Source organism: Vibrio sp. 704 (assembly GCF_033339295.1).
The window spans coordinates 1-14442 of the sequence record NZ_JAWOUH010000014.1 but is presented as its reverse complement, the minus strand read 5'-3'; the positions used below and the strand labels follow the sequence as shown (position 1 = coordinate 14442).

General features: G+C 44.8%; 12 protein-coding genes and 2 tRNA genes. All 14 read right to left on the bottom strand.

From position 1 onward, the window contains the following. Positions 1 to 48: 48 nt before the first annotated feature. Entirely contained in the window at positions 49 to 1395 is a 1347-nt protein-coding gene (locus R7R24_RS17195; RefSeq protein WP_054579097.1) for an MATE family efflux transporter, read from the bottom strand. Positions 1396 to 1519: 124 nt separating this feature from the next. After that, positions 1520 to 1942, bottom strand: coding sequence for a MarR family winged helix-turn-helix transcriptional regulator (locus tag R7R24_RS17190; protein ID WP_005380103.1), 423 nt, complete (start codon positions 1940 to 1942; stop codon positions 1520 to 1522). Positions 1943 to 2041: 99 nt separating this feature from the next. Next, positions 2042 to 2962, bottom strand: a complete 921-nt coding sequence (gene nlpI / locus R7R24_RS17185; protein WP_005380101.1) for a lipoprotein NlpI — start codon at positions 2960 to 2962, stop codon at positions 2042 to 2044. Between the two features lie 178 nt (positions 2963 to 3140). Next, positions 3141 to 5261 carry a polyribonucleotide nucleotidyltransferase gene (gene pnp / locus R7R24_RS17180; RefSeq protein WP_054579096.1) on the bottom strand — a complete coding sequence of 707 codons (2121 nt, stop codon included), beginning with the start codon at positions 5259 to 5261 and terminating at the stop codon, positions 3141 to 3143. A gap of 292 nt (positions 5262 to 5553) precedes the next feature. Continuing rightward, positions 5554 to 5823 carry a 30S ribosomal protein S15 gene (gene rpsO, locus R7R24_RS17175; RefSeq protein ID WP_005380094.1) on the bottom strand — a complete coding sequence of 90 codons (270 nt, stop codon included), beginning with the start codon at positions 5821 to 5823 and terminating at the stop codon, positions 5554 to 5556. 141 nt (positions 5824 to 5964) lie between these two features. After that, positions 5965 to 6918 (bottom strand): tRNA pseudouridine(55) synthase TruB, encoded by a 954-nt coding sequence (gene truB, locus R7R24_RS17170; RefSeq protein ID WP_017820421.1) that lies wholly within the window; start codon positions 6916 to 6918, stop codon positions 5965 to 5967. Continuing rightward, on the bottom strand, positions 6918 to 7313 hold the full coding sequence (rbfA, locus tag R7R24_RS17165; protein ID WP_005380087.1) for a 30S ribosome-binding factor RbfA: 396 nt from the start codon (positions 7311 to 7313) through the stop codon (positions 6918 to 6920). Before rbfA ends, truB begins: the two co-directional genes overlap by 1 nt. Before the next feature lie 114 nt (positions 7314 to 7427). Next, positions 7428 to 10139 (bottom strand): translation initiation factor IF-2, encoded by a 2712-nt coding sequence (gene infB, locus R7R24_RS17160; protein WP_005380086.1) that lies wholly within the window; start codon positions 10137 to 10139, stop codon positions 7428 to 7430. A 22-nt stretch (positions 10140 to 10161) separates the two neighbouring features. Continuing rightward, positions 10162 to 11649 (bottom strand): transcription termination factor NusA, encoded by a 1488-nt coding sequence (gene nusA, locus R7R24_RS17155; protein ID WP_054579095.1) that lies wholly within the window; start codon positions 11647 to 11649, stop codon positions 10162 to 10164. Positions 11650 to 11685: 36 nt separating this feature from the next. Further along, entirely contained in the window at positions 11686 to 12141 is a 456-nt protein-coding gene (gene rimP, locus R7R24_RS17150; protein ID WP_005386424.1) for a ribosome maturation factor RimP, read from the bottom strand. 225 nt (positions 12142 to 12366) lie between these two features. Then, positions 12367 to 12443: transfer RNA gene (locus R7R24_RS17145), tRNA-Met, on the bottom strand. A 56-nt stretch (positions 12444 to 12499) separates the two neighbouring features. Next, positions 12500 to 12583: transfer RNA gene (locus R7R24_RS17140), tRNA-Leu, on the bottom strand. A gap of 16 nt (positions 12584 to 12599) precedes the next feature. Continuing rightward, entirely contained in the window at positions 12600 to 12938 is a 339-nt protein-coding gene (gene secG, locus R7R24_RS17135; RefSeq protein ID WP_005380080.1) for a preprotein translocase subunit SecG, read from the bottom strand. 220 nt (positions 12939 to 13158) lie between these two features. Beyond that, the coding region (gene glmM, locus R7R24_RS17130) for a phosphoglucosamine mutase (RefSeq protein ID WP_318119565.1) at positions 13159 to 14442 on the bottom strand (1284 nt) is incomplete at its 5' end.

Sequence of the window (14442 nt, the reverse complement as noted above, 5' to 3'; positions counted from 1 at the left end):
CAAAAAAGAAAAGCGAGGCCCAACCTCGCTTTTCTCTATCAGCCATTGTTAACAGGCTTGCACTGTTGGCTCAGCCGAAGTTTCATTAAGCAGCTTTTTCACATCTCGCCACAACATACTGATCACGACCAAACTCAATGCAATGTTAGACAATGGGAAAGCTAACCAAATGCCTGTCACGCCGAAAAGTTTCGGCATAATGAATAAGAATGGCAACTGGACCAGCATGTTGCCTAGTGTTACAAACATGGCTTTGCTGCCTTTGTTTACTGATTGATAGTACGCGGCCGCCACAACTAAAAAACCATCTAAGAACAACGCAAACATGTGTAAACGAATCCCGATCACCGTGCTATCAATCAACTGTTGGTCTGCATTATTAAACACCGAAACCAGTTCGTACGGGAAAAGGTTCATCAAAACAACGAACGCCACCCCGCCAAGCACAGATGTCCCCATCGCGACCTTTAATAACTTTCTGATGTTCTCCTGATTACGTGCACCGTGGTTGAAGCTCACTAAAGGCTGCATACCATTCGCAATTCCTTCGGCTATCAGATAGTAAACCGTCACGATGTACCCCAAAATGGCGTACGCTCCGATCAACATTGCACTTCCGTATTGAGCAAATAACGCGTTGTGCAGTGCCACCATCACAGAGCCGTAGGCGTACATAAAGAAACTTGATGTACCTATCATGATAATCTTTGGTGCAGCATCAACCTGAACTTTGAAGTCGCTGATACGAAGGCGTAATGTTGCTTTTGAAGTAAAGAAGTAACCAATACCTAGCACAGTGACCACTAATTGTGCAAGTGCAGTGGCAATAGCGGCTCCGGTTAACTCCCACTCCAACCAAGCAATAAATACGTAGTCTAATACAATGTTAATAACGGCACCGATGACCATCAAAATCGTTGCTAAGTTCGGGCTGTCGTCATTGCGTAATAAAAACGGAACTGCGATAGAACCCAACGTGAATACGCACGCGACAATCAGAATATGCAAATATTGCAGCGCAAGTTCAAACACTCGCCCTTCCGCACCTTGCCAGCGAATAAATTCATCCGAAAACAAGAACAATATTGTAGCAACGATCGGCATCAATGCCGCTAACAACGTCAATCCGGTCGTTAGGATTCGCTTAGCGCCTTCATGATCGTTCTCTCCTTGCTTGATCGAAGTCAGCGCGCCAGTCCCCACCCCAATCATCATTCCTATACCGAGGATCGAACCGATAATAGGCCACGCAACATTGATCCCAGCTAATCCGTCAGCGCCAACATAACGGCCAATAAAAATGCCATCAACTATTTGATACAAACCGTTTACGAGCATTGCTGCGACGGTTGGAATCGTATATTTCCAAAACTGTCTATAAATTGAGTTTTGCATGACTGTCACCAGTAGTTAGCAAAGCTAACCATTTAATTAGCAAGACTAACTAAATGGTTAAATTAAATAAAAGAAAGATGAAACAACAAAAACTAAACCATACAGCTGAGGCCTTTGCTTTAGTTTAAAATGACTTATTACTCAATGCTTTATTCAATAAAGCTTGTAACTGTTCAGCTTCTTGCTGATTTAATTGTTGCATCATTTGGTCAGAGATATCTTTGTACACTACCTGCTCCAAAGACATTTTTTCTGCGACTTCTTCCGTAAGCAACACACGCTTAGCACGAGCATCCTCATTACATGCGATGCGTTTCACCAAACCCTTTTTTTCCAAACGCACAACCATTGTCGATGCGGAAGGCTTAGTCACTTGCAGCTCTTCTGCAAGATCGGTTATTCGCACACCCTCAGGGTAAACCTGAATCACACGTAAATAATCGAACTCATTAAAGCTTAGATGTGATAATGGATCTTCTTTGGCATAGACACGCCAAGCTTTGGCGCAAAAACGCTCTAAATCAATCAAGCTTTCTTCTAATGCCATAAAAGCCACCACCACTTAGTTAGCAAGACTAACTATTTTAAATGAGTCACTCATCAAGTTCAATCATAAAAAAAGCCGCTCTCATCGAGCGGCTCTAAATCATTCAATTTCCAGCTTCTTGGCAGCCTTTAACTTGGCCAATCTATCTTGCTGTAATTGATCGTAAATTTGCGCCAACTCCAAGAAAGAATAGCGATGCTCAACATAATCGTAAACGTTGAACGAAATCGCGAGCTTATAAAGTGAGATGGCACTTGCGATATCACCTTCAAGCTGATTACGCTTTCCAAGGTAGAAATACGTTTCCGTCAATCGTTCAGCTAGGCGATAGTTCTCTCTCGTTCCATCCATAATTGCTTTAAGCGCATCTTCGTCCGAGACGTCTCGTAGCATGATGGCAACAAGAACCCATCCCCACTCTTCACTACGATCTCGTAAATAACGCTGTTGAAGATTGGCTTTTGCTTGCTCTGGATTTTGCTCAGCTTCGATGATGTACAGCCATAATGAACGAAAAGGATCCGTTGGCATTTCTTGATAATGCTTGGTCATATCTTCTAAAGCGAGATCGATTCGGCCACCATAATACAGTGCAATCGCACGGTTGCGCTCAGCATAGGTATTATCAGGAGCCAACTCTATGGTCGAGTCAAACGCTTCATATGCCGCATCAAACTCTCCTACTTGGGTAAAGTATACTCCCAAAAGATTGAAGATGTCCGGCTGAGCAGGATTCAACTGCAAAGACTGGTTAAAGTCCAAACGGGCAAGATCACGCAAACCAACGCTGTCGTAGTAGCTACCGCGCTCATAATGCATTTTAGCGCGCACTTCATCACTAAGGTCGGGACGTTGTAGCAACTGCGAGAGACGCGCGATTTGTACTTCTTGTTGAACACTAGGCTGAAGTGGCACCGCCATCGGTGGATATAACCACTTTTGTGCTGATTGTTGAGAAGTATTTGCACAACCGGTCAGCGCGATAGCAACACATAAGATTGCGGTTTGAAACCATTTCACTAATTGATACTCCTGTTTGGACCGCTCAAGATTTGTTTCTCTTAATGCAATATAGGCGATAACCTCGTTTGAGGTTAATACATCGAAACAAACCAAAAAAGGGGAGCGAAAATGCTCCCCTTTTATAACATGCTTTCAGGCCCTTAATCTAATAAAAGGCTGAAAGTCTCATTTTGTCTTACTCGTCTTCAGCAGCAGCTTCTTCAGCTGGCTTTTCTACCGCTTCTTTCATGCTTAGACGTACACGGCCTTGGCGGTCGATTTCAAGAACTTTAACTTGAACTTCTTGACCTTCAGCTAGGTAGTCAGACACTTTCTCTACGCGTTTTTCTGCGATTTGAGAAATGTGTACAAGACCATCTTTGCCTGGAAGAACCGTTACGAATGCACCGAAGTCTGCTAGACGTGCAACTTTACCTGTGTAGATACGGCCCACTTCAACTTCAGCAGTGATCTCTTCGATACGGCGGATAGCTTCTTTCGCAGCAGTGCCTTCAGTTGCAGCAATCTTGATAGTACCGTCGTCTTCGATTTCGATAGTTGTACCAGTCTCTTCAGTTAGAGCACGGATAACTGCACCACCTTTACCGATAACGTCTTTGATCTTCTCAGCGCTGATCTTCATCGTGTGAATACGCGGAGCAAATTCAGAGATGTCTTCACGAGCACCAGAGATTGCTTCATCCATTACAGATAGGATGTGCTTACGTGCGCCTTGAGCTTGGTTAAGCGCAATTTGCATGATTTCTTTAGTGATGCCTTCGATCTTGATGTCCATTTGAAGTGCAGTGATACCAGTGTTAGTACCTGCTACTTTAAAGTCCATGTCACCTAGGTGGTCTTCATCGCCAAGGATGTCAGAAAGTACAACGAAATCGTCACCTTCTTTAACAAGACCCATTGCAATACCAGCAACAGATGCTTTGATTGGTACACCTGCGTCCATAAGCGCAAGAGAAGTACCACATACTGAAGCCATTGAAGATGAACCGTTAGATTCAGTGATTTCCGATACAACACGTACTGTGTATGGGAACTCATCAACAGAAGGCATTACTGCAGCAATACCACGCTTCGCCAGTTTACCGTGGCCGATTTCACGACGCTTAGGAGAACCTACAAAACCAGTTTCACCTACACAGTATGGAGGGAAGTTGTAGTGCAGTAGGAAGTGATCTTTACGCTCACCAGTTAGCTCATCGATGATTTGAGCATCACGCTGAGTACCTAGCGTTGCCGTAACGATCGCCTGAGTTTCACCACGAGTGAATAGCGCGCTACCGTGAGTACGAGGAAGAACACCAGTACGTACATCTAGTGCACGAACCATGTCTTTTTCACGGCCATCGATACGAGGGTTACCTGCAATAATACGGCTACGTACTACTGTCTTCTCTAGATCATGGAAGATAGTGTGGATTTCTTTTGTGTCTGCTTCAGGATCTTCAGCAAGAAGAACTTCATTTACTTCCGCAGCGATCTCATGGATGCGGTCGTAACGAGCCATTTTCTCAGTAATTTGGTAAGCTTCAACAAGTTTAGCTTCTGCTAGATCAGCAATCTTATTTTTAAGCGCTGTGTTCTCTTCAGGAGCAACCCAATCCCAAGCAGGAGTTGCAACTTCTGCTTTGAATTCGTTGATAGCTTGAATAGCAACTTGTTGTTGGTCATGACCATAAACAACCGCCGCTAGCATTTCTTCTTCAGTTAGGTTGTCCGCTTCTGACTCAACCATCAGTACTGCTGACTCTGTACCTGCAACAACAAGGTCAAGCTTAGAAGTTTCTAGTTCAGTTTGGCTAGGGTTAAGTACAAGCTGACCATCGATATGACCAACACGCGCCGCACCGATAGGGCCGTTGAATGGAATGCCAGAGATAGCAAGAGCAGCAGAAGTACCGATCATTGTAACGATATCTGGCTGAACATCTGGGTTTACAGACATTACTGTCGCGATAACCTGAACTTCGTTTTTAAACGCGTCTGGGAATAGCGGACGGATTGGACGGTCGATTAGACGAGCTGTTAGCGTTTCGCCTTCAGAAGGACGACCTTCACGTTTGAAGAAGCCGCCTGGGATTTTACCCGCAGCGTAAGTACGCTCTTGGTAGTTAACCGTTAGTGGGAAGAAGTCTTGACCTGCAACGGCTTCTTTTTTACCTACAACAGATACGAATACAGACGTATCATCCATTGTGACCATAACTGCTGCTGTAGCTTGACGTGCAATAACGCCAGTTTCTAAAGTAACTGTGTGGTTACCGTACTGGAACGTTTTAACAACTGGTTTTTCGAACATTGTTATTCCTTGTTTCTAATCTTCCTTTAGTGCTTAAAGAAATCTTAGATGTGTTAATTGACACTCAAGGCATTACGAATCGCGACTAGTAAAAAGAAACTCGGAAGTTCCTTTTGAATAGTCGCGACCTTTTGGTCGACGTGGTTGACTGTAATGCTATGAGCTTTTGAGAAAACCTCTTACAAGGTTTAGCCGCCAGTATTATAACGGCATAAGTCTAATTTGGCTAAATTTAGGCAACAAAAAAGGGGCATAAAGCCCCTTTTTAGACAAACTGCTATGCAGTCGCTGATTAGCGACGTAGGCCTAGACGTTTGATTAGGTCTTGGTAGCGAGCTAGGTTTTTACCTTTTAGGTAATCTAGAAGCTTACGACGACGAGAAACCATGCGTAGAAGACCACGACGGCTGTGGTGATCGCCTTTGTGCGCTTTGAAGTGACCTTGTAGGTGGTTGATAGAAGCTGTAAGTAGAGCTACTTGAACTTCTGGTGAACCAGTGTCGCCTTCGCCTTGTGCGTATTCTGCAACGATTGCTGCTTTAGTTTCTGCATTCAGAGACATAATTCTCTCCTAATAAGAGTAGGTTTAAAGTTGTAGCAGCCAATCTCTGATTCAGCCGCTACGCGAAGCGCGGATTATAGGGAAATTTCCTATCTCGTGCAATATAAAAATACCGACACTCAGGTCGGTATTTTCAATCATTTACTTGGATGCAACGTCATCTCGGAACACGACCAATCGCTTAGGAGCGATTTTGCCATCTTCGTTCATTTCGCCAACGCCAATAAACAAGCGTTCTTCACCCATAGTAAGGCGAAGTGAGCCCTCTGTCGGAGCACCAAATACTTGAACGGGCTGCCCATGTTGGACCATATCCGCCAGTTCAGGCACCAAGTTGACTTCTGGTAAGTCTTCTACCGCTGTATCCATTGGCAAAAGCAGTGGGTCCAGTAGTTCTCGAGGCGCTCGTTCCTCGCGGTGAGCTTGCTCTAGCAACTCATTTAGTTGCTCAAGTGTTACCATATTCTCGTAAGGGTATTTAGCAACACCAGTACGACGAAGCATAGTTACGTGCGCACCACAACCTAACATTTCGCCCAGATCATCAACGATAGTACGAATATAGGTACCTTTAGAGCAGTGCACTTCCATCTCTACTTCATCGCCTTCAAAACGGTGAAGAACAATCTCATATACCGTGATCTTACGAGATTCACGCGGAACTTCGATGCCTTTACGAGCGTATTCATACAAGGGTTTACCTTGATACTTCAACGCAGAGAACATGGAAGGCACTTGATCAGATTCACCACGGAACTGATCGATGCACGCTTCTAGCTTGTCTAACGTAACATCGACTGGACGCGTCTCTACAACTTCACCATCCGAGTCAGACGTATTGGTACGTTCACCCAGCTTTGCGATCACACGGTAGCGTTTATCAGAATCAAGAAGAAACTGAGAAAATTTTGTCGCTTCACCCAAGCAAATTGGCAGCATGCCTGTCGCTAATGGGTCCAAGGCTCCAGTGTGGCCTGCTTTCTCAGCAAAGTAGATTCGCTTTACTTTTTGCAGTGCATCATTGGAAGAGATACCTGTTGGTTTGTCCAACAGTATAACGCCATTAATTGGACGACCTTTACGACGACGAGCCATTATTCTTCGTCCTCACGACCAGAATCTTTTTGCTTTTGTTTGTCTGAACTAACGACTTCAGACACTAGGTTAGACATACGCATACCTTCAACAAGCGTATTGTCATAGTGGAAGCGGATTTCTGGCGTTAAACGTAGACGAATACGCTTACCTAACATCATGCGAATGTGCACTTCGTGCTCACGTAGCGCTGCTAGACATGATTCAGGTGTTTGCTCACCCACACACAGGAAGGTCACAAATACTTTTGCGTAAGCTAGGTCACGAGAGACTTCTACGTCTGAGATCGTCACCATGCCAAGGCGAGAGTCACGAACTTCACGTTGAAGGATCATCGCTAGTTCTTTTTGCAGCTGCTGTGCAACGCGCTGCGTGCGGCTAAATTCTTTTGACATATCTTTACTCTTATATAGAAAGAATGGGGGGTTGGTCAAAGCCAGCCCCCCATGGTGTATTCAACAACCAATTACTACTTATCTTTCAAAGACAATATTAGTAATTTTAGTCAATTAGTCTAGAGTACGTTTAATTTCAACGATTTCGAAGACTTCGATTTGGTCACCAACGCGAACATCATTGTAGTTCTTAACGCCGATACCACATTCGTAGCCATTCTTAACTTCTTGAACGTCATCTTTGAAACGACGTAGTGACTCTAGTTCACCTTCGTAAATAACAACGTTATCACGTAGTACACGGATTGGGTTGTTACGCTTGATCACACCTTCTGTAACCATACAACCAGCGATAGCGCCCAGTTTCGGTGACTTAAACACGTCACGAACTTCAGCAAGACCAATGATCTCTTGCTTGAATTCTGGAGCAAGCATACCGCCCATTGCTTGTTTCACTTCATCAATCAATTGGTAAATGATTGAGTAGTAACGTAAGTCAACAGCTGCGGCTTCAACAGCACGGCGAGCAGAAGCATCTGCACGAACGTTAAAGCCAAGGATGATTGCGTTTGAAGCTTCCGCTAGTACTACGTCAGTTTCCGTAATACCACCTACACCAGAACCAACGATGTTCACTTTAACTTCGTCAGTAGATAGCTTAACTAGTGAGTCAGCGATTGCTTCTACAGAACCTTGAACGTCTGCTTTAAGTACAACGTTAAGTTCAGCAACTTCACCAGCAGTCATGTTAGAGAACATGTTCTCTAGTTTAGATTTCTGCTGACGAGCAAGTTTCACTTCACGGAACTTACCAGCACGGTAGTTAGCTACTTCACGCGCTTTACGCTCGTCACGAACTACTGTTGCTTCATCACCTGAAGATGGTACACCTGAAAGACCTAGGATCTCTACAGGGATAGATGGGCCAGCCGAAGTAATTTCTTTACCTAGCTCATCACGCATTGCACGAACACGGCCGTATTCTTGACCACAAAGAACGATGTCGCCTTTATTTAGTGTACCTGATTGAACAAGTACTGTTGCAACTGGACCACGACCTTTATCTAGGCGAGATTCAACAACAACACCAGATGCCATGCCCTCAGCTACAGCTGTAAGTTCAAGAACTTCAGACTGAAGAAGGATTGCTTCTAGAAGACCATCGATGTTTGTACCCTGTTTAGCAGAGATGTGAACGAACATGTTCTCACCGCCCCACTCTTCAGGAATAACGTCGTATTGAGCAAGCTCGTTCTTAACGTTATCTGGGTTCGCGTCTTCTTTATCGATCTTGTTCACAGCAACAATTAGAGGAACGCCTGCCGCTTTCGCGTGCTGAATCGCTTCTACTGTTTGTGGCATTACGCCATCGTCTGCTGCAACTACAAGAACAACGATATCTGTTGCTTGAGCACCACGAGCACGCATTGCAGTAAACGCTGCGTGTCCAGGAGTATCAAGGAACGTGATCATGCCGTTGTCTGTTTCAACGTGGTACGCACCAATGTGCTGAGTAATACCACCCGCTTCGCCAGAAGCAACGTGTGTGCGACGGATGTAGTCAAGTGTTGACGTTTTACCGTGGTCAACGTGACCCATGATAGTAACAACTGGAGCACGTGGAACTGCTTCCGCGTTAGTGTCACGGTCAGATAGTACCGCTTCTTCCAGTTCGTTCTCTTTACGAAGAACTACTTTATGGCCCATTTCTTCAGCAACAAGTTGTGCTGTTTCTTGGTCGATCACTTGGTTGATAGTCGCCATAGCGCCCATCTTCATCATTACTTTGATAACTTCTGTCGCTTTAACCGACATCTTGTTAGCAAGTTCTGATAGAACGATCGTTTCGCCAATTACAACGTCTTGCTTAGCAACCGTTGCTGACTTATCAAACCCGTGCTGCATTGAAGTCGGCTTAGCAAGTTTGCCCTTACGACCTCTACCGCCACGTTGGTTGTTACGGCCACCGCGAGCTTGGTCGTCTTTACCCGAAGCTGCTTTTTTCTTCTTACGACGACCGCCTTCTACTTTGCGATCTGCTTCATCTTCGGCTTCACGTGCGTATTGTGAAGTCGTTACATGGTAATCTGTATCTTCCATATCACCCTTTTTCTCTTCTGCAGCAGACCAACGCTCTTTATTCTTTTCAGCCAATTCGCGAGCTTCTTCAAGCTTGCGCTGACTTTCCTCTTCAGCCTTACGCTTAGCTTCTTCTTCCTGACGACGTTTAAGCTCGTCGGCCTCTTTTCGCGCTGCTTCTTGCTTAATTTTCTCTTCAGCATCACGCTTTGCTTTTTCTTCAGCATTACGTTGTGCATTCGTATCTACGTCTCGCTTCGCTTTTTCTTCAGCTTCACGTTTCGCTTTTTCTTCCGCTTCACGTTTTGCAGCTTCTTCAGCTTCACGTTTTGCAGCTTCTTCAGCTTCACGTTTTGCAGCTTCTTCTGCTGCACGTTTTGCTGCTTCTTCTGCTTCACGTTGTGCTGCTTCTTCAGCTTCACGTTTCGCTTCATCTTCAATTGTGCTGCGCTTCACGTATGTACGTTTTTTGCGCACCTCAACCTGAACATTCTTACTCTTACCACCACCCGCGTTCACACTAAGTGTACTACGAGTTTTACGCTGAAGCGTAAGGCGAGTCGGCTCTGAATCACCTGATTTATCACCGTGTTCTTTCTTTAAATGAGAGAGAAGCTTCTGCTTCTCTTCATCAGTAACATTGTCAGAGCTCGCCTTTTTAATGCCAGCGTCAGCAAGTTGTTCAATCAAGCGGTCGACTGGCGTACCAATCTCATCACTCAGTGCTTTAACTGTTAATTGTGTCATGCCGCTTCCTCCTTGCCGAAAATTATGCTTCTTCGCCGAACCAACAGATGTTACGTGCGGCCATAATTAGCTCACCTGCACGTTCTTCGGTCAGGCCTTCGATACCTTCTAAATCGTCAATACCTTGGTCAGCAAGATCTTCCAGTGTCGCTACACCTTTCGCTGCCAATTTAAATGCCATCTCACGCTCAAGACCTTCAAGTGCAAGTAGGTCCTCAGCTGGTTCTAGACCTTCAAAAGACTCTTCTTGTGCTAGTGCGATCGTCGTTAGTGCATTTTTTGCACGTCCACGAAGCTCTTCGATTAGTTCTTCATTCAAACCATCGATTTCTAGTAGCTCGTTAACTGGCACGTATGCGATTTCTTCTAGCGTTGAGAAACCTTCTTCAACAAGAAGTTGAGCGAAGTCTTCTTCAATATCTAGGTACTTCATGAAGTTTTCAATAGATGCTTGTGATTCTTCAGCGTGTTTCTTCTGAAGATCAGCAACTGTCATAACATTCAGTTCCCAACCTGTTAGTTGAGATGCTAGACGCACGTTTTGACCGTTACGACCAATAGCTTGCGCTAGGTTGTCAGCTTCAACTGCGATGTCCATTGAGTGTGCATCCTCATCAACGATGATAGAAGCAACATCAGCTGGCGCCATTGCGTTGATAACGAATTGAGCTGGGTTATCATCCCAAAGAACGATATCGATACGCTCACCACCAAGTTCGCCAGAAACAGCTTGTACACGTGCACCACGCATACCAACACACGCACCTACAGGGTCGATACGTTTGTCATTTGTTTTGACAGCGATCTTAGCGCGAGAACCAGGATCACGTGCTGCGCCTTTCAACTCGATAATATCTTCTGCGATTTCAGGCACTTCAACACGGAACAGTTCTGCCAACATTTCTGGCTTAGAACGAGTGATGAACAATTGGAAACCACGTGCTTCAGGCGCGACTTTGTAAAGAAGGCCACGTACGCGGTCGCCTGGACGGAAGTTTTCACGAGGAAGTTGGTCATCACGCAGGATTACCGCTTCAGCGTTATTACCAAGATCAAGCACGATTGTGTCACGGTTTACTTTTTTCACGACACCAGTGATTAGATCACCTTCATTGTCGATGAACTGTTCAACGATTTGTGCGCGCTCAGCTTCACGAACTTTTTGTACGATAACTTGCTTAGCAGTTTGAGTCGTAATACGGTCAAACGTTACTGATTCGATTTCGTCTTCTACGTAGTCGCCAAGCTCGATTGAATCATCTTCGTATTGCGCTGCTTCTAGTGAGATCTCTTTTGTAGGGTTCTCAACGTCATCAACAACTAACCAACGGCGGTAAGTTACAAATTCACCGGTTTTACGGTCAATGGCAACACGTACGTCGATTTCGATTTCGTATTTTTTCTTTGTAGAAGTTGCTAGAGCAATCTCAAGAGCCTCAAAGATACGCTCACGAGGTACCGCTTTTTCGTTCGATACCGCTTCTGCTACCGCTAAAATTTCTTTACTCATTGTATTTAGCCTCTAAGCTTAAACTTTTTTAGGGAACTAAAATTTAGGGATCAGGTTAGCTTTGGAAATGTTACTTAGAGCAAACTCTTCTTGCTGACCGTCTACAGTAATTGTCACTGTTTCGCCATCAACACCGTGGATAATACCTTTCCACTTACGACGGTTTGCTACAGCCATTTTCAATACGATGCTGACCTCGTGACCAATAAATTGCTCGTAATGTGCTGCTTTAAAAAGTGGTCTTTCTAAACCTGGAGAAGACACTTCTAGGCTGTAAGCAACAGAAATTGGATCTTCAACGTCTAAAACTGCACTAACTTGGTGGCTAACTTCTGCACAGTCGTCTACGTTAATACCATTTTCATGGTCAATGTAGATACGTAACGTTGAGTGCGCGCCTGCACGAATGAATTCTAATCCAACTAACTCATAACCTGATGCCGCTACTGGCGCGTCAAGCATTTCAGTAAGTTGTCTTTCTAAACCAGTCATTTAACCACTCCAGAAACAAAAAAAGGGCTCAGAGCCCAATCAAAAAACCAAGCAGTATCTGAGCTATTTCAAAAAGCTCAGATAACAAAAAACCCCGATAGTCGGGGTTTTATGCTGCTGGACCCTGATACGTTAAGAATAGCCAACAATTGCTTTTCTTAACTCGTAGTGTGGTTAGCACTACGCAAACTTGCCAATCTACGATTTCCTTTTAAAGAAAGAGATTGGTTGCGGGGGCCGGATTTGAACCGACGACCTTCGGGTTATGAGCCCGACGAGCTACCAAGCTGCTCCACCCCGCGTCCGACTTGCTGAGCATTATACTCGCAAACAAGTGATTTACAAGTTTGTAAATACATGGTGCCGAGAGAGGGACTCGAACCCTCACACCTAAGGCACTAGCACCTCATGCTAGCGTGTCTACCAATTTCACCATCTCGGCATCAAAACCTTACAGCTTATTGAGGAATTTCATCACCCGCAGGGGCAGGAACTTCACTCGCTGCATCCTTAACTTGCTCAACAACTGGTTGACCTAACGTTGGGTCTACCCATTGTGATTCAGTCTGGTGCGTAGACATACGACCAAGTAACAAGCTAACGATAAAGAATACGGTTGCTAAAATAGCAGTTGTTCGGGTTAAGAAATTACCTGAGCCGCCAGCACCAAACACTGTGTTTGAAGCACCAGCACCGAACGAGGCTCCCATATCTGCGCCTTTACCTTGTTGAATCAACACAAGGCCAATCACACCAAGCGCTGCCAACAGGTAAATCACAAGTAGAACTGAAAACATTTTTTCCACCTATGTTCCAAATTGTTGAGCCAGCGCCGTTCAAAAGAATAAATCATAATGAACAAGGCTAGCGACCTCCTAACGGGAGGCGGAGCAATACTAGCGAAAGCCAGTAACGCTGACAAGGGAAAATTAGTAAAAAATCAATGCCAATGCGTTAAGCGCTCAAAAAAAGGGCAAAAGATGCCCTTTTCATTCAAGACATGCTTTAACGCAATGATTAACAACTTGCTTTAACAGCTTCAGCGATTTTCAATGCTGAGTGTTGAACTAGTTCACCATCTTCGCCTTCCACCATAACGCGGATCAAAGGCTCAGTGCCAGACTTGCGTAGCAATACACGCCCTTTATCACCAAGCGTTGCCTCGACTTCAGCGACAGCATTTAATACAGCAGTAGCTTCAAGAGGGTTACTTTCTCCTGAAAAACGGACATTTTCTAAAACCTGAGGATATAGTGTCATTCCTTGCGATAGTTCATACAAAGACATATCGCTGCCAATTACAGAAGCAAGTACTTGAAGTGCAGCAACAATCGCATCGCCGGTTGTGACTTTATCTAATAAGATCACATGGCCTGAGTTTTCAGCACCAATTTTCCAACCTTTTTCTAGCAGTTGCTCCATGACATAACGGTCACCAACAGCAGCACGTACAAACGGAATGCCTAGCTGCTTTAAACCATTTTCCATACCCAAGTTAGTCATTAGTGTACCAACAACACCACCCTTTAGCTCACCACGACGAAGTGCATCACGAGCGATGATATAAGCAATTTGGTCACCATCAACTTTGTTACCTAGGTGGTCGACCATAATGATGCGGTCACCATCACCATCAAATGCGAGACCAAGATGCGCTTGCTCTTCAACAACACGCTGTTGAAGAGCTCGTACGTCTGTTGCGCCCACTTTTTCATTAATGTTGATGCCGTTAGGCTCTACGCCCATAGCGATAACTTCTGCCCCAAGTTCTTTGAAGACATTTGGAGCGATGTGGTACGTAGCACCGTGCGCACAGTCTACTACGATCTTAAAGTTCGCAAGGCTCAACTCAGATGGGAAAGTACTCTTACAGAATTCGATGTAACGACCAGCTGCATCATTTAGGCGGGTTGCTTTACCAAGCTCAGCAGACTCCACACATTCAATTTCTTTATCTAACTCTGCTTCAATCGCCAATTCGATATCGTCAGGTAGCTTAGTACCCTCAGAAGAAAAGAATTTAATGCCGTTGTCGTAATATGGGTTATGTGATGCAGAAATCACAATACCAGCCTCGGCACGGAAAGTCTGAGTTAAATATGCCACAGCTGGAGTTGGCATGGGACCAGTAAATGTTGCTTTAAGTCCCGCAGCTGCAAGGCCAGCCTCTAGTGCAGATTCAAGCATATAACCTGAAATACGTGTATCTTTACCTATGATAACTTTCTTTGTGCCTTGTTTCGCTAGTACACGACCAGCAGCCCAGCCAAGCTTAAGTACGAAGTCTGGAGTGATTGGGTA

Bases quoted from the DNA above. Each gene is read 5' to 3' on its own strand.
- R7R24_RS17195 (WP_054579097.1), bottom strand. From the start codon at position 1,395: ATGCAAAACTCAATTTATAGACAGTTTTGGAAATATACGATTCCAACC.
- R7R24_RS17190 (WP_005380103.1), bottom strand. From the start codon at position 1,942: ATGGCATTAGAAGAAAGCTTGATTGATTTAGAGCGTTTTTGCGCCAAA.
- pnp (WP_054579096.1), bottom strand. From the start codon at position 5,261: ATGTTCGAAAAACCAGTTGTTAAAACGTTCCAGTACGGTAACCACACA.
- rpsO (WP_005380094.1), bottom strand. From the start codon at position 5,823: ATGTCTCTGAATGCAGAAACTAAAGCAGCAATCGTTGCAGAATACGCA.
- truB (WP_017820421.1), bottom strand. From the start codon at position 6,918: ATGGCTCGTCGTCGTAAAGGTCGTCCAATTAATGGCGTTATACTGTTG.
- rbfA (WP_005380087.1), bottom strand. From the start codon at position 7,313: ATGTCAAAAGAATTTAGCCGCACGCAGCGCGTTGCACAGCAGCTGCAA.
- infB (WP_005380086.1), bottom strand. From the start codon at position 10,139: ATGACACAATTAACAGTTAAAGCACTGAGTGATGAGATTGGTACGCCA.
- nusA (WP_054579095.1), bottom strand. From the start codon at position 11,649: ATGAGTAAAGAAATTTTAGCGGTAGCAGAAGCGGTATCGAACGAAAAA.
- rimP (WP_005386424.1), bottom strand. From the start codon at position 12,141: ATGACTGGTTTAGAAAGACAACTTACTGAAATGCTTGACGCGCCAGTA.
- secG (WP_005380080.1), bottom strand. From the start codon at position 12,938: ATGTTTTCAGTTCTACTTGTGATTTACCTGTTGGCAGCGCTTGGTGTG.